This window comes from Sulfurimonas sp. ST-27 (assembly GCF_048081595.1).
GTDB lineage: Bacteria > Campylobacterota > Campylobacteria > Campylobacterales > Sulfurimonadaceae > Sulfurimonas > Sulfurimonas hydrogeniphila.
This window is the reverse complement of sequence record NZ_CP182226.1, coordinates 585439-607465: the sequence shown is the minus strand read 5'-3', so window position 1 is coordinate 607465 and position 22027 is coordinate 585439. Positions and strand designations below refer to the sequence as shown.

Below are 22027 nucleotides of genomic sequence, written 5' to 3'. Positions count from 1 at the left end.
TTACGAACAAGTTTATAAGCTTTCAATCCATGCCAGCCCAGACTGAAGTCTGGGTCCCTTTGTATTTCGGAATCGGTACTTTCTATGCTAAAGCATGACTTGTGAAAAAAACTAAATTTTTTTCTGCAGTGCCGACTGCTGTTACTTCCCTGTCACTCTCGCCCGCACTTAAGTACGGGTTCCGAACAAGATTATAAGCTTGCAGTCTGGGTCCCGTTGTATCTCGGAATCGGTACTTTAGTGCCGACTCTCAAGGCTATAAAAGTCTGAGTTCTGAAATGGTTCAATATACAGTATAATTCTATCTAAAAAACGGAACCTTATGACACCAAAAGAGTTAATGATAAGCAGATATGAGGCATTTGTAAAAAAAGACTGGGAATATTTGGCACACACTTCTGTTTCACAGACAGTTGAAGATTTGCGACATACGCCTGCATTAGAGTGGCTGAGGCTTGATGTGTTACATGTAACGGCAGATACGGTCGAGTTTAAAGCCTATTACAAAGAAAACGACACCTTACATGTACTGCATGAAAAAAGTTTTTTTGTGCAGAAAGATGGCCAATGGAAATATAAAGACGGAACACTTTACAACTCCAAAATAGAGCGAAATATCAGCTGTCCCTGCGGAAGCGGCAAAAAATACAAAAAGTGCTGTGGCTGAATATTTGTTTGTTATGCAGGTTTTACACAGTTAAGACACAAAGTCGGCACTAAAGTACCGATTCCAAAATACAAAGGGACCCATCCTTCAGAGTGGGCTGAGAGTGGCAGGAAAGCAACAACAGTTTTTTTTTGGAACCCGTACTTCAGTGCGGGCGAGCATGGCAGGAAAGCAACAAACAGTCGGCACTGCAGAAAAAAACCAAATTTTTACACTTGAATAACATTTTTTCCTTGCCATTTGAAGGAGAGTACAAGTTTTTCGCAGGCGGCAGTTTTGGCATAATCCTGCAGATACTCCAGCATCATTTTTGCATAACCTTTTTCACGATATTTTTCATCCGTGACCAAATCAAAAACATAGAGATGTCTTTTATGGCAGAGGCTTGTCTGCACCGCTGCACCTCCGTAGCATACCAGTTCACCGCGTTCCAGAATACCGAACATCTTATATTCCATGTGTCGCATATCGTATATAAGGTCTTCAAATTCATCGTAGCTCAGCTCTGTGTAAAGCTGTTTTACCAGGTCATACACGGGATAAAGTTCTTTGAGTGTCATTTCTCTTATTTGCATAATGTTATTGTAGCACATAATAAGAAGCTAAAGAAACCCGTACTTTTAACGCTCAAATGTGTATTTAAGAAAGTACAAAAGTTTTCTGTTCTATAATGAAAAGAAAACGGGAAGAATATGAAATTTATACAGCTTTTTTTACTCTTTGGGATATTTTTATACGCTTCGGTAAAAACACCTTCTGATGTCTATTCTCAGTCTATTGTGCTCAAACAGATGGTTGAAGAACTGCGCAAAGAAAACGGCATCACAAAACCACTTAAAGAGGTTGAACAGCAACATAACAAACTGCCGCGGCATGTTATTCAAAAAACACTTGAAGTGTTGACAAAAGTAAACAAATACAGAGAAATACACAACTTTGGTCCTATTGCCATTCCGCCTGTTCCTCCAAGAAAAATTACCCCGCAGGATGTATATAACAATGTCATACGACTAAAAGAAGAGATTCACTACCTGCTCAAAAACCAAAAAAAGTACTTTGCTTACAAACAGTACAAAGACAAAACACCGAGTGATGTTTACCAGGTACTCTGGACAGTTTCTCTTGGTTTTGATGAGTTGCTGGGACAGGGATTTACCCCAAGTGATGTTTATATCCAGTCACAGCAGATTCTTGAGCGTATTGAATTTTTACGCTCTTCACAAAGAGAGTACAGTGATGTAAAAATGCCGCCAAAACGACCAAACCTTCATCCGAATCATGCACTCTATGCCTCAATAGATTTGATAAAAAAGATAAGTGAAGTTGAAAAAAAACTCTGGATGACGCCCGTACCTGTACCAAAAGCCAAGCACAAAGTCATCTCTCCCACAGAAGTATATGACTCTCTGCAAACCGTCAAAGCAGAGCTTAACAGACTCTCTCGCCGTTTGGGAATAGAAAGAAGCTTTCCACCAAAAAAACTCCAAACAAAAAAGACACCTTCGGATGTCGTCCAAAATCTTGAGTATGCAAAAGCACTTCTGCCTGCTTTTGATTTTTCTCATCCGCTCAATCAGTATCCACAAAAATCACTTACCAAAACACCTAATGAAGTTTATGCACTCAGCGAATATATTTTGCATAAAATTATGCGAATCAAAGAGAGAAGAGGCATCCAGCTCAAAGCAAAAAAAGTACCGTATGTCTATGGACTTGAGCCTATTTATGTCTATGTTAAGGGACTTGAAGATTTGGAAAAAACAGCAAAACTAAAATCACTCGAAGGATTTTACCCCTCACAAATCCCTGATGCACCAAATACAAAAATAACACCAAGTGAGGTATATGAACTCATTTTACGACTTGATGATGAAATCAACCTTGTTTACAATACAAAAAAATATAATTATAATTTTATCTCCTACAGAAACTACCTCGAGAAAAAAATATACCAGGACAAGACACCTTCTGATGTTTATAATCTCTTATGGAAAATATCGTATGAACTTGATACAATTTTAAACCAGGAGTATACTCCGAATGAGACCTATATTCTTGCTGTCAAACTCTACAAAAACATCCAGACTGTCAGTTATCATTTGACGCAAAAACAGATACTTGTTCCTTTGCTAAAGTATGAATCAAAAGCTCCCTCTGATGTCTTTATGCAAAGTCTGCAACTCATGCAGACACTTACAAAAATCAAAAAAAGAGGCAATCTCAACTCAGCAACACTTACTATTCCGCGTGACAAAATCATCACACCAAACTCTGTATATAATGCCTTGCGCCTCATCAGCGGGACTGTTTCAGAACTGCGCGTTTACTATAATATACAAGAGCATACAACTGCGCTCTCACAAAAAACACCAAAGAACAAAACACCTTCAGATGTTTTTAGTGTCTTAGAGGCAACAAACAAACTCGCACAACAAATTCTCAAAGACAGTACCTATGCGCATTAGTCTCTCAACAAAGGTTGCCATCGGCACTTTTATTATTGCCACGGTCGGAATACTTGTGATTGTCTTTTTATCTTTTTCTCTTATGATGCAGTATTCAAAAGAGAATTCCCTTGAACATCTCAACTTTGAGCTCAAACAAAACAAAGAAAGTATTCACAATGACATCCAACAGGTTATTTATGATGCAAAAGTTCTCTCAAAAAATGAAGATGTTGCAGCATATTCGCGGGCATTTTACAATCCTTACAATTATGATAAAAAAACAAACAGAACTTTAGAAGGAATAGAGTCTTCTCTTGAAAAAAACTTTATCGCTCTTTTATCGCACAACGATGCCTATTTCAACATCCGTCTTTTATATAAAACCGGTTGGGAACTCCTTGTCACATATAAAGACAAACAGGGAGTACATATTCAGAAAAAGAGTCTTTTGCAAGACAAAGCAGCAAAAAAATACTTTCAAGAAACAATAAAACTCCATCCGGAAGAGGTTTCTGTCTCAGATATAACACTCAATGAAGAGTATGGACAGCTTTCCTATCCGCTTACGCCGACTATTCGCATCTCTTTACCAATATATATTGACAAAAAACTCTTTGGTATGCTCATCATCAATGCAAATATCAATAAACTTTTTCGGGTGATTAAACAATATGATGACAAAAACAGCCCTAAAAACATCTATCTTGCAGACAAAAACAAATACTATATTTACAATAAGGACCAAAGCAAAACATTCGGATATGTGTTTGGGCACAAAGACTACAGGCTTGATTATGATTTTGATCTGAGTAAACAGAGTTATTATAAAGACGATATATTGTTTACCTATACAACACTTCACTATACAAAAGATAAATTCATATACATTGCACTGACATCTACAAGCAGTTTTTTACAAAAAGACTATGAAAATTTTATTCGCTCACTTGCTCTTTACAGTTTGTTAGTCTCCCTGCTTATTGCTTTGATCTCACTTATACTTGTCCGCCGGCTTATTACACCGCTCAGTAAAATCACCCAGGCTGCAAAAGCCATTGCCGATGATACGTCAAAAAACAACATTGACTTCAATACTATTCATACGCATGATGAAATCGAAGAGTTGGCAGACTCTCTGCAGATTATGCTTCAAAAGTTAGAAGAGTCAAAAAAAGATGTCGAGAAAAAAGTCAAAGAACGCACAGAAGAACTTAACAAACTCAATGAAACACTCGAACAACTGGTGAAAGAAAAAACAAATGAAAATATCAAACAGCTTGAAACACTCCAACAGCAGAGTAAACTTGCCTCCATGGGAGAGATGATAGGCGCCATTGCCCATCAGTGGAGGCAACCGCTTAACGAGATAAGCATAGCCGTTCAAAATCTCAAATACGATTATGAAGACGGATTAATTACAAAAGAGTACCTTGATGACTTCATAAAATCAACAAAAAAAGTAATTCAGTTTATGTCCGATACCATTGACGATTTTAGAAATTTCTACCGGGTTGACAAAACACAGGAACGCTTCAGTGTAAAAGAAGCGGTACAAAGAGTTCTCTCTATTCAAACAGCGCAACTGCAAAACAACAACATCAAAGTTACACTCCTTGGTGAAGATTTTGAAACAGTCGGGTACAAAAATGAACTGCAGCAGGTTATTTTAAACCTTATAAACAATGCAAAAGATGTTTTGCTTGAAAGAAATATCAGTGACGCTAAAATTACAATTATTTTAAAGAATCATACAGTAATAGTACGTGATAATGGTGGCGGAATCACTCCAGAGGTTATAGACAGGGTTTTTGAGCCCTACTTTACGACAAAAGAACAGGGCAAAGGAACAGGAATGGGTCTGTATATGTCTAAAATGATGATTGAAGAAAATATGAACGCAAAACTGAGCGTAAAAAACACCGGCGAAGGTGCAGAATTTAGGATAGACTTTGATGAGTAAGAATGATATTACTATATTGTATGTGGAAGATGAAGTACATGTAAGAGAGATGCTCTCACGCTTTTTGCAGCGTTTTTGCACTAAGCTTTATATTGCAAAAAATGGAGAAGAGGGGCTGTCTTTGTACAAAAAGCACCATCCGGATATTGTTATTTCAGATATCCGTATGCCAAAAATGAGTGGACTCGAGATGGCTGAAGCCATCAAAAAAATCAATCCTTCCCAACTTATTATGCTCATAACAGCCCACAATGACAGTGAATTTTTACACAAAGCCATTAACCTTGGAATAGACGGCTACATTCTCAAACCGGTAGATTTGGATGCTGTGAATGAAAAATTAAAAACTCTTATACAACGCATACAAAATGAAAGAGCGGCGCAGCAGCTCAAAGAGAGCGAAGAGAAGCTAAAACTTCTTTCACAGGCTGTGGAACAGATGCATGAAATGGTACAGATTACAGATGTTGACGGAAAAATCATTTATGTAAATCCTGCTGCAACCGAGAATACGCAATATGAAGAGAATGAACTTATAGGAAAAAGCAACCGTATACTCAAATCAGGAGAACATTCAAAAAAGTTTTATGGTAATTTATGGAAAACTGTTTTGGACGGGAAAACCTACCAGAATACTTTAATCAACAGAAGAAAAGACGGAAGTCTGTACTATGATGAAAAAATCATCTCTCCCATAAAAGACAAAGATGGAAAAGTGCGCTACTTTGTCTCCACAAGCCGTGATATAACACAACGGGTTGCCCTGGAAAAAGAACTTCAAAAACTTGCAACCAAAGATGCGCTTACAGGTCTGTATAATCGATATAAAATGTCAACACTTATAGAAGATGAAATAAAAAGAACAAAACGCTACGGTGAAGTTTTCAGCCTTCTTATGCTTGACATAGACAAATTTAAGAATGTCAATGACACCTATGGACATGATGTGGGCGATTATATTTTGCAGGAGTTGAGTCGTATTGTTTTGCAAACCATAAGAAAAACGGACAGTTTCGGACGATGGGGCGGTGAAGAGTTTATGCTGCTGGCCCCCCATACAAATACACAACAGGCTATGGAACTTGCCCAAAAAATACGTAAAAGTGTAGAAGAACATCCTTTTGAACATGTAGAAAAAATCACAGTAAGTATTGGCGTTACAGAGTACATAAACGGAGAAAAGGAAACATCACTCTTAAAACGCGTTGATCAGGCTTTATACGAGGCAAAAGCTTCCGGGCGCAACCGGGTAGTCTTTTTTTAACCATATTTTAGATATAATCGCGAAAAATATTAACTAGGCTAAACAATATGGTAACAGTACAAAACTTAACAATGCGCTTTGGAAACAGAGTGCTTTTTCAAGACATAAACTTAAAACTAGACCGTCACAAAAGATACGGTCTTATCGGAGCAAACGGAGCCGGTAAAACAACATTTTTGAAAATTCTTTCAGGTCAAATCAATGAATATGACGGGGAAGTCATCATTCCAAAACAAAACAAAGTCGGCGTTTTGGGACAAAACCAGTATGCTTATGAAGACTTTACAATTATGGATGCTGTTTTATACGGAAACAGACGCTTGTATGATGCTATCAAAGAAAAAGAAGAAATTTATATGTCCGGTGATTTTGAAGACGATGCTGTCAACAACCGTCTTGCTGAACTTGAAACTATCTGTGTGGAAGAAGACCCGACCTATGAATACGATGTAAACATTGCAAAAATCCTGGAAAATGTCGGAATTGCGGCTGAAAAGCACAATGAACTGATGAGCACACTTGACTCTGCTGACAAATTCAAAGTTCTTTTGGCGCAGGTTTTATATCCAAAGCCTGATGTATTGTTTTTGGATGAACCGACCAACAACCTTGATATTGAAACAATCAGCTGGCTTGAAAACGAACTCAAAAGACATGAGGGAACGATGGTTGTCATCTCGCATGACAGACATTTTCTCAATGCAGTAGTCACAAACATTCTTGATGTTGATTACCAAAAAATCCGAGAGTTTACCGGCACCTATGACGACTGGTATATTGCGGCGAATGTCATGGCAAAACAGATGGAACTCGACAATGCAAAAAAACTCAAAGAAAAAGAGCAGCTAGAAGCTTTTGTTCGTCGATTCAGCGCCAATGCATCAAAAGCAAAACAGGCAACTTCAAGACAAAAACAGCTTGAAAAATTAAATATAGAAGAGATTAAACCGTCATCCCGCCGTGATCCTTCTATCGTTTTCAAACCAAAAAGAGTCATGGGAGACGAAGCCTTAAATGTTGAGCATATCTGTCATTCATACGGAGACAATGAAGTCTTAAAAGATGTTACTTTTAAAGTAAATCCGGGTGAAAAAATCGCCATTATCGGCGGCAACGGTGTAGGAAAAACAACACTTGTAAAAATAATTATGGAAGAGCTCAAACCAAGCTGTGGCGGTACTGTAACCTGGGGAGCAACAATTGAATCTTCCTATTTTCCACAGGATACAGCGGACATTATCAAAGGCGACGGCACACTTTATGACTGGCTGCGTGCCTTTGATCCTAAACGGGAAATATCAGAAATCAGAAACTGTCTCGGAAGAATGCTTTTTAACGGAGAGCAGCAGGAGAAAAATGTCGAAGCGATTTCGGGGGGAGAAAAACACCGAATGATGCTTAGCAAGATGATGCTTGAGGGTGGTAACTTCCTGGTGCTTGATGAACCGACCAACCACCTTGATCTTGAAGCGATTGTTGCCCTTGGTGAAGCACTGCATGAGTTTAAGGGCAATGTTATCTGTGTCTCGCATGACCGTGAACTTCTTGACGCTTTTGCCACACGCATCATAGAACTGCATGATGATCATACCTATACCGACTTTCAGGGAAGCTATGAAGAGTTTGCTGCTGCCAAAGAAGCCGGAACACTCTGAAAATGAAAAAATACGAAGAGTATTTGGGTCTTGGAATCGCCGGCAATTTTGCCCTGCACCTTGCCCAGGCCGGAGAGCTTGAAGAGTTCAGAAATATTGTAACAGAGGATGAGGCCGCGCCAAAAGGGCTTTTTCCTTTCTACCTGCCCTGTGAAAAAAAGAAAGAGACTTCTCGTCCGCGTGAGATACTTTTCACCTATCCGCTTTCTTCTGCACTGATACAACTGCCAAAAGAAGATGTCAATGTCCAGGCAGAACCCGAAGTAGGACTTTTGTGTGAACTGACCTATCAAAACGGACAAATCACGGCTATTGAACCAAAATATTTCGGTGCATATAACGACTGCTCTATTCGTGTCAGCGGTGCCAAAAAAATCAGTGACAAAAAAAACTGGGGACAAAACTCCAAGGGATTTGCTTCGCAACTCATTTCAATTGACAAATTTGAAGAGGGCGGCGTAATGGATGACTTCAGCATCTGCAGTTTTTTACGTCGCAATGATGCCTTGCATCCCTATGGCGAAAATGTAGCACTTAGCGGTTACAGCTACTTTTATGAAAAACTCACACAATGGATATGCAAACAGATAAATACCCAAAAAGATTTTGGACCGCTGGAAGATTTAAAAAGTTATACAGTTACATGTAACTACCCCAAAAAAGCGCTTATCAGCATAGGGGCTACACGATATACGCCCTATGGAGAAACTACTTTTTTACAAAAAGGGGATGAAATATTTGTTGTTCTTTATAATCACAAAACATACTCCCTGCACGATGTCACAGATACGCTTCATGATAAAAATTACACACAAGAACAGATGAGTATTTTGGCACAGAGCGTTTGCTGATGAAAACAGGTATTTATGAACACTACAAAGGTAAAAGGTATCAAGTGATTGATACCGTAAGGCACTCTGAAACAGAAGAGCTTATGGTTCTTTATCGCGCCCTGTATGGAGACGAAGGACTCTGGGTACGGCCTTACAGTATGTTTTTTGAAACTGTATCTGTCAATGGCTGTATGCAACCACGATTTCGCTATCTTGGAGAAAAAAATGAGTAGAGGGAAAAAAATCGATCTCTTTATCGGTGCGAGTATAGATGATGACAGCTGGGCTGAAGTTCATAATCCCGGCCCTCCAAAAACTTCAAACATTACGGAAGAACCCGCGAAACATTTTTTACTTTTTAAAAAAGAAAAACGCAGAGGCAAAACAGTTACACTGGTTGGAGAATTTCACAGACCAAAAAATGAACTGGCACTCCTCTTAAAATTACTGAAAAAAAAGCTTGGTTGCGGAGGCACTCTTAAAGAAAACTGGATGGAATTTCAGGGAGATATAAAAGAAAAGCTTCGCCCGCTTTTAACTGAAGAAAAATTTCGTTTCAAAAACGGACACTAGGCAATTTTTGCTTTTGAGGCATTGGATGTGATTATATACCTGTCTCTTCCGGCCTCTTTTGCTTCATAAAGCATTTCATCAGACCGTGAAATCAATACATCTTCATCCAGCGCTTCATCTGCTACACAACAAACGACTCCAATAGAGAGTGTAAGATACTCATGTACTTTTGAAGCTTCATGTTTTATTTCAAGGCCTCTTACAGCATTGCAGATTTCCCGGGCAATATTTGCACTGTTTGTCTCACTCGTATCACTCATAAGTACTCCAAACTCTTCACCGCCAAGTCTAAAAACATAGTCTCCCGGTCGTTTGAGTGTCTCTTTTAAAACTTTTGCAACACTTTTAAGTGCTTCATCTCCTGCCAGATGTCCATAAGTGTCATTATATTGTTTAAAATAGTCAATATCAAGCATCATAAATGTAATATAGGCTTTATTTCGTTTTGCACGTTTGACTTCTCTTTCATAAATGAAATTAAAATATCTTCTGTTGTGAAGATTTGTCAAAGAATCTGTATAAGAGGCATTTTCAAGCTTTTTATTGACAAGTTTAAGTTTCTTCGCTGCAATTTCAAGTCTTGTCTGATCTTTTTGAATACTCTCAAATACATAAAAAAGAATTATCAGCAGTCCCACAATAATAAGTCCGAGTGAAGTACCAATTTTTAGCAAAATTGAATCATAGGTATATAAAAACTTCTTTCTCTCATAATTCGCCATATTGACTTCATAATTGATCAGTTTTTCCAAAACATTATGAATTGTCTCAACTTTTTTTTCAAGTGTTGTTATTGATATATGCGCCAAATTTTTGGAAGCTTTCACGGCTTTTAGAACTTTGGAAAAATAATTATTGGCACGATTAATCTCCAAATCAGCATATTCGAGATAATACAATTCCTCTTCTGTCTTAAAATGAGACTTATAACTTTGCCATTTTTTATTGATATATTTTAAAGATGTTTCTATTTTAAAAGCTGCCTCACTGGGGCTGATTTCATCTCTACGCACCTTGTAAACAGTAGCTGCCAGATCGTAACTGTATGTTTTGACTATCTCATTCAATTCTGTTACAGGTATCAAAGAACCAAAGTACAAAGAATCCATATTTTTTTTCATTGCATTGACATAGTTTGTTCCTATGAAGCCAAGAGCGAACAGCCCGACAGTAATCAAAAGAAAAAGAAAAAAAAGCTTGCTTCTAAGTTTAAGTGCTTCGATAAACTGCATATATATCCTTCTTTGATACAAATAATTAAGCATATTTTGTACCATAATCTTTATAGATATTGCCATCCCGCACTGAAGTACCGACTGTTTTTTTTCTTGTTCTTCCCCCTCTTATATGTTAAAATTCCAAACAAATTTAAAAACTGACATTTTGTCATAAAAAAAGAGCAATCATGAAAGCCCAGGCAATAAAAACAGACCGATATCTCAACAGACAACAGATAAAAGAGCATTTAAAAAATGTAGAGTACATCATTATGGCGGCACCGGCACCGGATCATTTCAAACAGACACCCATTCACTTTACACTCTTTTTAAATACAGAAGAAGCACTGCCAAAAGATATTCAGGATGCCGTACTGGAAAAATTTTTGCAGGAACATAAAATAGGCAAACCTGCAGAACTCATGAGTCAGCTTATGCCAGTGGGTTTTGCACTCAGCAAGGCACAAGACACCCCCATGCCTATGTTACTGGTAAAGCCGGAGGATCAAAAAAGTATTCCCTATACAGTAATGCATGTCATGGATTTCCTGGCAGATTCAGATGCCTTTGATGAAGCAAAAAAAGAGAATCTCACCGGCTGGAGTTACTCTTACGAGTAATTTCCTCTATCTCTTTTGCAATATGTGAAGAGAGATTTTCACAGCCGTTTTTCGTAACTAAAATATTGTCTTCAATTCTTATGCCTGTACCTCTGTACTTTTTAGGAATACTTATATCTGCTGCATCAAGGTAAATACCGGGTTCTATGGTCATAACCATACCGGGTTGCAGCGGAATCTCTTTGCCGTTTGGTTTTTTATAGGGACATTCATCATGCACATCGAGCCCCATCCAGTGTCCGATACCGTGCGGATAATATTTTTTGTGTGCTTTTTCTTTTAGCAGTTTTTTGAGTTCTCCCTGCAATATTCCCAAATCTATCATTCCCTGACACAGCAACTCTTCGGATTTTTTCTGCAGTACACTTTTGAACACGCCAGGGAAAATCATCTTTATAATCTCTTTTTGTACATGTAAAACCATTTCATAGAGTTCTTTTTGTGCTTTTGTATAACTTCCGCTGACAGGAATTGTGCGCGTTATATCACTTGCATAATACCGGTATTCACATCCGGCATCTATGAGTATCAGATCCCCTTGCATCAATTTTTTATCGTTGTTTACATAATGCAAAGTATTGGCAGAGTTTCCACAGGCTACAATAGAGGTATAAGCATCGCTGTAGGCACCGTTTTTTTTAAAAATGTACTCTAAATTTGCCTGCAGTTCATACTCATAATGCAGTTTCGCACTCAATTTCATCGCTTTATGATGTGCTTTTTTTGTAATATTGATAGCTTTTTTAATAAGCTTAATTTCAGATTTTGACTTTATGAGACGCATTTTTCCAATATATGTCGCCAGATTCTCATAACTTTGTATGCTTTTTTTAAAGCGTTTTAAGATTTTAACCTTTGCATATTCCAGTTTGAAATCATGATAGATATGTTTTTTATTTTCTGTAAACTCTTTAAGTTTTTCTTCAAACTCATCAATTTCAAAAACATCATCCACCATGAAAAGCTCTTTGGCTTTCTCTTTTCCCAGCCTTTTTCCATGCCAGAGTTCCTGCATTTTGTCTTTTTTGGCAACAAACAAAAAAGTGTGAAATTTTTTTGCATCTTTTACAATAACCAAAGCAGAATTGTCTTCTGTGAAACCGCTCATATAGTAAAAATTACTGTTTTGTCGGTATGGATATTGTGTATCATTGGAACGTGTTTTTTGCTCTGCACTCAACAAGACAGCTACACTCAAAGGCTTCAGTTTACGTCCCAAACGTATTCTTCTTTGTTTGTACTCTTTTTCACTTATCAAGACATACTCCCTGCAGCCATAAACCACACTCTTTTAAAATTTCATCCAAGGCATTGCTGAGTGCAACAACCCCGCCTTTTGCATCATCTGACAAAGTTTTTTGTTTAAAATAAAAAGTTTTTGTCGCTACTGTTTTATGACTCGCTTCATCAACCAGGTTACATGTAATGACAACATTGACAAAAGAATTTTTTTCGTTTTCATCAAAATACTGCATAAAATCTTCTATATTTATTTCCAGTCTGTAGTCGTTTTTTGTTTTTGATTCTGCACTTTGCACACTCTTAAAAAGCTTCAGATCTCGCAAATACTCTGTAACAGCATATGTTAGAGCATCATTTGGCGTCTGCGCCCATCTTGACTGGGCATAAGAGTATTGTGCATATTTTCCCTCTACATAATACATTTTCAAGGACATATAGAGTTTGTCACCAAAAGAGCGCTCTACTTTGAGTGTTTTTTTCCGACATTTGCCTGTCTGTACTTTTACTGCTTTTGGCTGTATATTGAGTCGGTACTGATTCTGCGCCGGTGTCGGCGATGTGCATCCGGTAATTGTTATTACCGCGATACATGTAAGCCATATAATTAATAATCTATTTTTCACCAGGTCCCCTTTTGTATCTTTCTTTTTTATATAAAATATCACTCGGACTGCGGTCATAATGTTCTAACAGCTCATCTAAATTTATCAATGTCTGTTGCATTTGTGTCACAGTGCTGTTAATCAACGGTACGGACTGCACTGTAATATCTTCAACGTTATTCTGTACATCAGAAAAAGATTTTGCCATATCATTCATAATATGTCCCATTTCCAGATATGTTTGTTTGATACTCGAAAAAGAGTCATTGATTTTCTTTTCCCATGCAATGCTGTGTGCAACCAATCTATTCATATTGGGAATACTTTTATCAATCTGAGCTGTGATATGTTCCATATTTTTCGCACTTGCCTGCAGGTGTGCAATGGTTTTTTCATCAAGTATTGTATCAATTTTTGCCATAACCATAGCACTCTCGTGTAAAAATCTAGAAAACTGTTCCTGGTTTTTTTCACTCAACAGCTCATTGGTTCTGTCAAGCGTCATAAGCAACAGTTCAGAGACCGAATCCAGCGACTGTTCCACATTTGCGAAAAAAGAAGGAGCTGACTTGATTACAGGATACATTTCTCCTTTTTTTGCTGTAAGCGGCGGTGCATTATTGCTTCCCTCTGTCAGATTTATATAACTCAGTCCGGTAATGCCCTGTGCAGTAAGCTTTGCCACCGTATCTTCTTTGACAGGTGTCGTCTTTAGCATACTGACTGTCACCTCCACCTGTTCGGTGTTTTTCGGATTTATGCGCAAGCGTATTACTTTGCCTACTTTTATACCCTTGTATTTCACAGGTGCATCAAGATTGAGTCCCAACACCGATTCGTTAAAATATATAATATACTTTTGTGTCGCCTCTGCTTTTTCAGGTTTGAGCATCCAGTAAACAAATCCGAGTATGCTGAGCATTCCCAACAAAACGACAAACCCTATCAATGTATAATTTACTTTATTGTTCATATTGTATCTCTAAAAAAAGTCTGTATAAAATCATTCTTCACAGAAGTAACCTCTTCTAAACTGCCCTCATAGGCAATTTTTTTATTATCAATTATAGCCATTCTATCCAAAGTATTATATATAGAATGTAAATCATGTGTGACAATTACCATAGTAAGTCCCAGCATTGAACGCAACTGCAATATAAGTTCATCGAACTCTCTGGCAGAAATCGGATCAAGTCCGCTTGTAGGTTCATCCAAAAAAAGCAGTTTGGGATCCATTGCCAAAGCTCTGGCAATCCCCGCTTTTTTTCGCATACCTCCGCTTATTTGCGAAGGATACAAAAATGCATCACTTGGTTTCAAACCTACCAGATCAAGTTTAAATGCCACTATTTCTTCTATCATTTTTTGGGAGAGTGTTGCATACTCCCGCAGCGCCAACGCAATATTTTCCGCCAGAGTCAAAGAAGAAAAAAGAGCACCAAACTGGAACAATACACCCCATTTTCGCCTGAGTTCCTGTGCCTGGCTTTCACTGATACTCTCTATTTTCTGTCCCAAAATCTCAATACTTCCTGAGTGAAACTCCTGTAGCATGACCATTTCACGCAGCAGTGTTGTTTTTCCGCAGCCGCTTGGTCCCAAAAGCCCGTAAATTTCACCTTCGTTTACATGTAAATTGAGCCCGTCATGCACTACTTTGTCACCAAAAACTGTTTTGACACCGCGTACTTTAATCAGTTCCATTATATCCCCAGATTTGTAAAGGCTATAGAAAAAACCGCATCACATACAATTACGGCAAAAAGTGACTCGACAACACTTTTTGTAGTATTGTAGCCTATACTTTGTGTATCATCTTTGACAATCAACCCTCTGTAAATACCGATAGAAGCAATCAAAAATGCAAAAAACGGTCCTTTGACAAGTCCCACATAAAAATGTTTCATTGCCACTACCTCTTGCAGTCTGTCAATGAAAAGTGCCGGCGGCAGGTCCAGACTCAAATCGGCAACGATAATGCCTCCGAGCATAGCCATAATATCTGCTACAAAAATGAGTATCGGCAGCATAACAACAAGAGCAACTATTCTTGGCAAAACCAAAAAAGTATATGGGTCAAAGCCCATAGTCCGCATAGCATCGATCTCCTGTGTGATTTTCATCGCCCCTATCTGTGCCGTATAGGCTGAACCGCTTCTGCCTGCGATGACTATTGCCGTAATCAAGGGGGCAAGTTCTCTGAATATAGAAATACCCATCATATCCACAATAAAAATATTGCCTCCGTATCGCTGAAGCTGATAAGCAGCCTGATAGGCTGTCACCAAACCAATCAGAAAACTTGTCAATGCTACAATGCCAAGAGCACGCAGTGCACTTTCATTGATTTCAAAGGCTATCTCTTTTATACGGATATTTTTAACACTTTTGAAATAGAGCAAAAAAGAGACAAAAACCTTCCCGATAAACTCCATAAAAGAGATAAATGAAAGGTAGGAGCGATAAAAAGTTTTTCCCATACACTCAAATATATTTTCTTTTAAAGGTTTGTATTTTTTATCGAGCTTTTTTTTATGCTCTTTGGTCAATGCAAGTGTATGCAAAAAGTTTGTATTTGTACACTCTGTGTTTACATTGTACTCTTCTTGCAGGTCAGCTAAAAAAAGAGCAAAGGCGGTATCAAGATAGCGGGCATCTCTTAAATCAACAGTAATTTTTTTAAAATTTGAGAGCTCGATTTTTGCAATGAATTCTTGGGCTTGATGAAGATTGTAGAGTGTCAATTCCCCTGAAAATTCAAGGGAAATACTCTCTTTGTCAATGGTAGTGCGCAGTAGGTTTTCAGGCATGAGACAAAAAGGCTAAAAATCTCTTTCTAAAAGTTTGTTCACTTTTAAAATAGTAATAATTTTATCTGCCTGCTTTCCTACACCGTCTATAATAGTGTCATCACCGTTGACAGTATCAGGCGGCGGTCCCACATTCTCTTTTTTAATGCGAATTGCCATTGTGAGTCTGTCAATCACAAATCCTGCCACATCAGAGCCGTTTCGCATAACAATAAAGCGTGTATCTTCGCTCTGTTTTTTAGGAGGCAGTCCAAATTTTGTACGCAGATCTATAAGCGGAATAACAGAACCGCGAAGATTAAACACACCCAAAACATACTTAGGCACCTGCGGAACTCTTGTCCATGGAAAAGGTTTGATAATCTCCTGAATGGAAAGAATAGGTACTGCATACTCTTCATCCCCTATGACAAATCCGACAAGTTGTACCACATCATCGAGCTGATCAACAACACTGTCATTTTGTTCAGCCTGTTTGTTAATAATATCTTTTAATTTATCACTCATTATAAAAACTCCGGTTTAAAGTTAACATTTCTCTGTACAACACTTGCCAAATAGTCGGCAGAATAAGGTTTCGTGATATACTCAACCATACCTGATTCAACCCCGCGCATACGGTCAGATTTACTTGTTCTTGATGTTACGGCTATAAGCGGAAGGTTTTTATATCTGTTGTATTTTTTAATCTCCGAGGCAAGTGTATATCCGTCCATCCTTGGCATTTCGATATCAATGAGCATTGCATCTATATTGTGATCGCCTGATTTGAGAAGGTTAAGTGCTTCTTGTCCGTCACTCGCTTCAACAAGAGTAATCCCCATAGGTTCCAGTGCTTTTCGCATAATCGTTCTGTCTGTTTTGGAATCATCAACGATCATAACAGTATAGTCACTCGCTTTTGTTTTCTCTTTCACCGCAGATTCATCTGACGAGCTTATCTGCGTGGCTTTTGTCTCTTTGGCCATATCCATAAGCGCCACAACATCAACGATAAGTGTCACTCCTCCGTCTCCGCGGATGGTAGCTCCCGCAATCCCTTCAATACCTTTGAGATACTCACCGAGAGATTTGATAACAATCTCTTCCTGCCCTACCAAAATATCTACAATAAGCCCCAGTTTGCTTGTTCCGAGTCCCAAAACAACAACATAGGCATGTTCACTCGCATCCAAAATACGCTCAACTTCAAAAATATCTCCGATATGCACCAAAGAAAGAACATCATCACGCAATCGCATTACAGAACGTCCCTCTACTGTATATATTTCATCTTTTGAAATTCTGACCGTTTCAAGAACAGAGGCTAAAGGAATGGCATAATGCTCTTCTTGAACACCCACAAGAAGTGCCTGAATAATTGCCAGAGTCAGTGGAATTTTCAGTTTTATAGAAGTACCCTTGTCTATTTCACTGTCAATATCTATGATACCGTTGAGTTTTTCGATGTTTGTTTTGACAACATCCATCCCGACACCGCGTCCGGATACACTTGTCACGGCTGCAGCTGTTGAAAATCCCGGTTTAAAGATAAGTGTGTAAGCTTCTTTGTCACTCATCTGCTCTGCTTCTTTTTCAGTGATGATGCCTTTTTCAAGCGACTTTTGCTTAAGCATCTCCGGGTCAAGCCCTTTTCCGTCATCATCTATCTGAATCACAATCTGATTGCCCTCATTATAGGCTTTGAGTGTAATCGTACCCTCTTCCGGTTTTCCTTTTGCAAGACGCTCTTCTGGCGTCTCTATACCATGGTCACAGGAGTTACGGATAATATGCACAAGCGGATCCCCGATCTCTTCCACAATTGATTTGTCGAGCTCTGTATCTTCACCGGAGATAACAAGTTCAATCTTTTTGTTGAGTTCGCGGGAAAGATCCCGGATCATTCTAGGGAATTTGTTAAAAACTTTTCCTATTGGCAGCATACGCGTTTTCATAACCGCAATTTGCAAATCAGTCGTTACAAGAGAAACAATAGAGACAACCTGGTTGAGCTCTTCTAAAAATTCTTCTCCCTCATAACGCTCTTCAACATCATCATTGATTTTAATCAATCTGTTTTTTGCCAAAACAAGTTCACCGATCAGATTCATCAGATGGTCAAGTCTTTTGACATCCACACGAATCGTCTGCTCAACCGTAGCAGGTGCACGTTTTGCCGGTGCTGCCGCCTTTGGATCCTCAGCAGAAGCATTTTGCGATGCTTTTTTATTTTGTGAAACAGGAGCAGGAGTCGGTGCCTTTGGAGCTTCTTCTTTTTTCTCTTGTTTTTCTTCTTTTTTCGGCTCTTCTTCATTTGGTTCCGGTGGCATTACAGGCACTTCTTCACCCGCGGCTATTTTTGCTTCTCTTTTGGCTCTGTCTTCGGCCTGGCGCTGTGCCAAAAGTCTTTCTATTTCAGCTTCTATCTCATCAGGGTCCATATTGTCATAGTCCGGTTCTTCTTCCTGAGTCTCTTCTTCAGCTGCCGCAGGCTCTTGTTCTTCTTTTTCCTGTGCTGCTGTTGCATCGGCAAGTCCTGAAAGGTCACCGTTACTTATTTTGTCAAGTCTTGCGACACAGGCGGCCACATCTATGCCTTCATCACTGCTCGTGTCACGGATTTTTTCCAAAAGTGCTTTCATCAGGTCAATAGACTCCAGAATAACATCCATAACATCCGGAGTGATACTCAACTCTCCATGACGGGCTTTATTGAGCACATCTTCCATATGATGTGTCAAATGTGTCAAGGTGTCAAAATTCAAAAACGATGAAGCCCCTTTCACGGTGTGTGCGACACGAAATATCCCGTTTAGCAATTCCAAATCATCCGGACGGGATTCTAATTCGACCAAATCTTCGTCAAGCTTTTCAACAAGTTCAAACGATTCAACTAAAAAATCTTGCAGTATCTCTTGAAATTCATCCATATTTACACTCCCTATTTCTTCATATGTGCACGTACAATACGTGATACTTCATCAAAAAATGCACCTGCCTTAAACTTAACCAAATAAGCTTCTCCGCCGGCTTCCTCACCTCTTGTTTCACTAAAATGATCACTGATTGATGAGTTAAAGACTATAGGAATATCACTGAACCTTTCATCTTCTTTGACTTTCGCCGCAAAATGAAAACCGTCCATTCTTGGCATTTCAACATCTGAAATAATTATTTTTAAATTCTCTGCCAAATTATCTCCATAAGTTTCATAGAGATCTTTCAGTTTATTAAGACCCTCTTCTCCATCCATCGCTTCTACAACATGAAAGCCCATTTTCATCAATGCATCTTTGACAATTTTACGAGCCGTTGCACTGTCATCAAGCACCATTGCCAGACCTGAAAATGTTTCTATTTTCTCCGGTGCGGAATCTGTTTCAGGTTCATACAGTCCCAAATCCTGAACAACACTTTCAAGGTCCAGGATTAAAAGAACATTATCACCCTCTATCTTTGTTACTCCAGTTATTTTATTGCTCTCAAGTCCTGAGGAACTGCTCATAAAAGTTGCCGGTTCTATATCACTCCAGCTGATTCTTCTGATGCGTTTTGCTTCATGAACTATAAAGCCTATCAGCACATTGTTAAACTCTGTAATAATAACGCGGGCATTTTTCTTTGCATCTTCGGGTTCAGTCACACCCATCCATTTTGCCAGATTGACAACAGGAATGACCACTTCACGCAAATCAAATATTCCCTCTATGAACTCCGGTGTACTTGGCAGCTCTGTCAGTTTTGGCAAACGTATAATTTCTCTGACCTTAGAGACATTGATACCGTAAATACCTTCATAAACCTTGTCTTTTTCCTGTTTGAATATGCGAAAATCAACAAGTTCCATCTCATTGGAACCAACTTTTAAAGACTTTTCATCCATCTTTTATATCTCCCTAGAGTATTTTTTTTCTTCCAACAACTCTATGTCTTGAGCTGATTTTACAATAAAGTATCTTTGATTGCAAGCAAAAGCACCCAGATTTATATAGTAAAAACCGTCTGTGTCAAAAGAAATATTTTGATGATAATGTCCCTCTATAAAATAGTCGCAGGTATATTTTTCTGCCAAACGCTTTTGTACAAACTCTCTAAAACCCGTAAATTTCTGACAGTCATTTTTTTTACTCAAATAGCTGTCAAGATTTTTCAAAATCGCATGTTTTGAAAATATATCTATATACTTTAAAACAAAAAGAACAAAAGGGCTTCGTATCAAAGATGTGTAGAGTTTATAGAGTCTCTCCCCGTCAAAGTCTCCATGTGCAAGATAGACTTTTTTCTTTTGATACAATGCTTTTACCGGCTGGTTTTTAATCGAAAAAACCCTGGCCTTTGGAAAAACATTTTTTATATTAAAGTCATGGTTTCCCTCCAGATAGACAACTTCCGTATCTTTGGAAATATCATTTATAAGCGCTATAACCTCTTTGTTCTGCTTACATGTAAAGTCTATAGACCCAAACAGAGCATCAAAGATATCTCCCATCAGAATAAGCTGGGGTACTGCCATATTTTTACTGTGTATTTCTCGTAAAAAATATAAAAGTTCCGGACGCAGGTGTGAATAGTGCGCATCAGAAACAATAAACGCACCCTCTTGGATAATAACCGGTTTAGGGGACATAGGCTATATCTGGTATCGCCGTCGTCTCATCAATGCCCATCATCAGATTGGCATTGACAAGAGCCTGAGAAGATGCTCCTCTCATCAGGTTGTCTATGCTTGAAGATATAAAAAGTATATTGCCTTTTCTTTGGGCATAGATGTCACAGAAATTTGTTCCGGCAACATTTTTCATATCCACCGGCACAGAACTTACCCTTACATGTACATCATTTTTATAAAATTCTTCTACAACATCCAGGGCATCGAAATCATCACTGACCTGTATATAAATCGAACTTATCATACCCCGCGTCACAGGGACCAGATGCGGTACAAAACTGACTTTGTCAAAAGAGACATTCAGTTTGTCTGCAATTTCGGGAGCATGTCTGTGCAACAAAGGATTGTAGGCAAAAAGATTGTCATTGACATTCACAAAATGTGTCACTTCACTGAGCTTTTTGCCTGCTCCGCTCACTCCTGTTTTTGCATCAATTATAATCGGTGTATCCGTAATACGTTTGTCCATAAACGGAAGCAGTCCCAATATCGCGGATGTCGGAAAACATCCCGGATTTGCAACCAGTTTTGCAGACTTTATCGCTTCACGATTGAGTTCAGGGAGTCCGTAGACAACATGTTCCAGATTTTTTGGGTCTGTATGGGGACAGTAAAATGCCTCATAAATATCCTGCGGCAGTCTGTAGTCAGCTGAGAGGTCAACAACTTTGACACCCTTCTCCAACAACGGCTTGACGTAAGCCATTGCTGTTTTATGCGGCAGTGCCAAAAAAACCAGCTTACATGTAAGCGCCATTGCATCAATATCTGCTTTTTGCACCTCATCTTCGCACACACCGTTTAAAGAAGGATGGAGCTTGTTTATGGTCGTTCCGCCTTCAGAGTTTGCGATGTATGCCAAATGAAAAAAAGGATGTTTTATGAGCATTTTGACAAGTTCCAGCCCTGTGTAGCCTGTTGCCCCGACCACGCCTACATTTATTTTACTCTTGTTTTGCATTACTCTTTACACTCAAAAACAATATCCTGGTATTTCACCTCGTCTATTTCAAACTCTTTTTCACCGCCGGGGAGACGGACTTTGACCTCGTCACCCTCTTCTTTGCCAAGAAGCTGTTTTGCCAGAGGAGAGTTAAAAGAGATGAGCCCTATGTCAGGATTGCTCTCACAGCCGCCAACTATCGTGTAGGTTACCTCTTCGTCTGTGTCCATATTTGTCATGACAACCGTTGAGCCAAAGCTCACCTTGGTGTGCTGCAGATCTTTAGGATCAACAATCTGGGCATTTCCTAAAATCTCCTGAAGCTCTGCAAGGCGGTTGTCTATGCTTTTTTGCTGCTCTTTTGCCGCATGATACTCTGCATTTTCTTTTAAATCGCCGTGTTCAAGCGCTTCTTCAATCGCTTTGACAACGCCGGGACGTTTTACCTCTTTTAAGTCTTTCACTTCGGCCTGTAACTTCTCGTAGCCAAAAAGTGTCATCGGTTCTATGTTGTTTTGCATAATCTATTCTCTTTATTAAATT

Annotated in this window: 22 protein-coding genes; 9 read left to right on the top strand and 13 right to left on the bottom strand. The window is 38.7% G+C overall.

Annotated elements, in window-relative coordinates:
* The first annotated feature begins 322 nt into the window (after positions 1-322).
* A complete protein-coding gene (locus ACM66U_RS03255; RefSeq protein ID WP_151900844.1) occupies positions 323-667 on the top strand; it encodes a YchJ family protein in 345 nt (114 codons plus the stop codon).
* Positions 668-876: 209 nt separating this feature from the next.
* Here ACM66U_RS03255 and ACM66U_RS03250 read toward each other — a convergent pair whose 3' ends face one another.
* Complete coding sequence (locus ACM66U_RS03250) at positions 877-1242, bottom strand: GNAT family N-acetyltransferase (RefSeq protein ID WP_346389490.1); 366 nt, start codon at positions 1240-1242, stop codon at positions 877-879.
* Between the two features lie 117 nt (positions 1243-1359).
* Between ACM66U_RS03250 and ACM66U_RS03245 the strand changes: the two genes are divergently transcribed.
* From ACM66U_RS03245 to ACM66U_RS03215, 7 genes are read left to right on the top strand one after another with little or no spacing between them, the layout of a single operon-like run.
* The gene (locus tag ACM66U_RS03245; protein WP_346389489.1) at positions 1360-3132 is read left to right on the top strand and encodes a hypothetical protein; all 1773 of its coding nucleotides are present in this window, start codon (positions 1360-1362) and stop codon (positions 3130-3132) included.
* Complete coding sequence (locus tag ACM66U_RS03240) at positions 3122-5074, top strand: ATP-binding protein (protein WP_418641124.1); 1953 nt, start codon at positions 3122-3124, stop codon at positions 5072-5074. The genes ACM66U_RS03245 and ACM66U_RS03240 overlap by 11 nt, the downstream gene beginning before the upstream one ends.
* Positions 5067-6338 (top strand): diguanylate cyclase, encoded by a 1272-nt coding sequence (locus ACM66U_RS03235; RefSeq protein ID WP_418641123.1) that lies wholly within the window; start codon positions 5067-5069, stop codon positions 6336-6338. The genes ACM66U_RS03240 and ACM66U_RS03235 overlap by 8 nt, the downstream gene beginning before the upstream one ends.
* A 47-nt stretch (positions 6339-6385) precedes the next feature.
* Entirely contained in the window at positions 6386-7993 is a 1608-nt protein-coding gene (locus ACM66U_RS03230; protein ID WP_151900849.1) for an ABC-F family ATP-binding cassette domain-containing protein, read from the top strand.
* Between the two features lie 2 nt (positions 7994-7995).
* On the top strand, positions 7996-8844 hold the full coding sequence (locus tag ACM66U_RS03225) for a DUF5718 family protein (RefSeq protein WP_418641122.1): 849 nt from the start codon (positions 7996-7998) through the stop codon (positions 8842-8844).
* Positions 8844-9059, top strand: coding sequence for a DUF1653 domain-containing protein (locus ACM66U_RS03220; RefSeq protein ID WP_151900851.1), 216 nt, complete (start codon positions 8844-8846; stop codon positions 9057-9059). Before ACM66U_RS03225 ends, ACM66U_RS03220 begins: the two co-directional genes overlap by 1 nt.
* Complete coding sequence (locus ACM66U_RS03215; protein ID WP_346389485.1) at positions 9052-9399, top strand: translation initiation factor; 348 nt, start codon at positions 9052-9054, stop codon at positions 9397-9399. Before ACM66U_RS03220 ends, ACM66U_RS03215 begins: the two co-directional genes overlap by 8 nt.
* Here the strand turns inward: ACM66U_RS03215 and ACM66U_RS03210 are convergent.
* Positions 9396-10631 (bottom strand): diguanylate cyclase, encoded by a 1236-nt coding sequence (locus ACM66U_RS03210; RefSeq protein WP_418641121.1) that lies wholly within the window; start codon positions 10629-10631, stop codon positions 9396-9398. The two genes, ACM66U_RS03215 and ACM66U_RS03210, sit on opposite strands and share 4 nt — an antisense overlap.
* 173 nt (positions 10632-10804) lie before the next feature.
* On the opposite strand from ACM66U_RS03210, the gene ACM66U_RS03205 reads away from it, so the two are divergent.
* Positions 10805-11236, top strand: a complete 432-nt coding sequence (locus ACM66U_RS03205; RefSeq protein ID WP_151900854.1) for a hypothetical protein — start codon at positions 10805-10807, stop codon at positions 11234-11236.
* Here the strand turns inward: ACM66U_RS03205 and ACM66U_RS03200 are convergent.
* Genes ACM66U_RS03200 through greA form a run of 11 tightly spaced genes read right to left on the bottom strand, consistent with a single transcriptional unit; the run spans position 11208 to position 22005 of the window.
* Entirely contained in the window at positions 11208-12494 is a 1287-nt protein-coding gene (locus ACM66U_RS03200) for an aminopeptidase P N-terminal domain-containing protein (protein ID WP_418641120.1), read from the bottom strand. The genes ACM66U_RS03205 and ACM66U_RS03200 overlap by 29 nt on opposite strands.
* Positions 12484-13101 carry an ABC-type transport auxiliary lipoprotein family protein gene (locus ACM66U_RS03195; protein WP_418641119.1) on the bottom strand — a complete coding sequence of 206 codons (618 nt, stop codon included), beginning with the start codon at positions 13099-13101 and terminating at the stop codon, positions 12484-12486. Before ACM66U_RS03195 ends, ACM66U_RS03200 begins: the two co-directional genes overlap by 11 nt.
* Positions 13091-14053 carry an MlaD family protein gene (locus tag ACM66U_RS03190; RefSeq protein WP_418641118.1) on the bottom strand — a complete coding sequence of 321 codons (963 nt, stop codon included), beginning with the start codon at positions 14051-14053 and terminating at the stop codon, positions 13091-13093. The genes ACM66U_RS03195 and ACM66U_RS03190 overlap by 11 nt, the downstream gene beginning before the upstream one ends.
* Positions 14050-14784: an ABC transporter ATP-binding protein gene (locus ACM66U_RS03185; protein ID WP_346389480.1), complete on the bottom strand. Its 735-nt coding sequence runs from the start codon at positions 14782-14784 to the stop codon at positions 14050-14052. Before ACM66U_RS03185 ends, ACM66U_RS03190 begins: the two co-directional genes overlap by 4 nt.
* Positions 14784-15890: an MlaE family ABC transporter permease gene (locus ACM66U_RS03180; protein ID WP_151900858.1), complete on the bottom strand. Its 1107-nt coding sequence runs from the start codon at positions 15888-15890 to the stop codon at positions 14784-14786. Before ACM66U_RS03180 ends, ACM66U_RS03185 begins: the two co-directional genes overlap by 1 nt.
* Before the next feature lie 12 nt (positions 15891-15902).
* Positions 15903-16397: a chemotaxis protein CheW gene (locus tag ACM66U_RS03175; protein WP_151900859.1), complete on the bottom strand. Its 495-nt coding sequence runs from the start codon at positions 16395-16397 to the stop codon at positions 15903-15905.
* The gene (locus ACM66U_RS03170) at positions 16397-18802 is read right to left on the bottom strand and encodes a hybrid sensor histidine kinase/response regulator (protein WP_346389478.1); all 2406 of its coding nucleotides are present in this window, start codon (positions 18800-18802) and stop codon (positions 16397-16399) included. The genes ACM66U_RS03175 and ACM66U_RS03170 overlap by 1 nt, the downstream gene beginning before the upstream one ends.
* A gap of 11 nt (positions 18803-18813) precedes the next feature.
* Positions 18814-19755, bottom strand: a complete 942-nt coding sequence (locus ACM66U_RS03165; RefSeq protein WP_418641117.1) for a chemotaxis protein CheV — start codon at positions 19753-19755, stop codon at positions 18814-18816.
* 3 nt (positions 19756-19758) lie between these two features.
* Positions 19759-20499, bottom strand: coding sequence for a UDP-2,3-diacylglucosamine diphosphatase (locus ACM66U_RS03160; RefSeq protein WP_151900862.1), 741 nt, complete (start codon positions 20497-20499; stop codon positions 19759-19761).
* Positions 20489-21502: an N-acetyl-gamma-glutamyl-phosphate reductase gene (argC, locus tag ACM66U_RS03155; RefSeq protein ID WP_418641116.1), complete on the bottom strand. Its 1014-nt coding sequence runs from the start codon at positions 21500-21502 to the stop codon at positions 20489-20491. Before argC ends, ACM66U_RS03160 begins: the two co-directional genes overlap by 11 nt.
* Complete coding sequence (greA, locus tag ACM66U_RS03150; protein WP_151900864.1) at positions 21502-22005, bottom strand: transcription elongation factor GreA; 504 nt, start codon at positions 22003-22005, stop codon at positions 21502-21504. The genes argC and greA overlap by 1 nt, the downstream gene beginning before the upstream one ends.
* Positions 22006-22027: the final 22 nt, after the last annotated feature.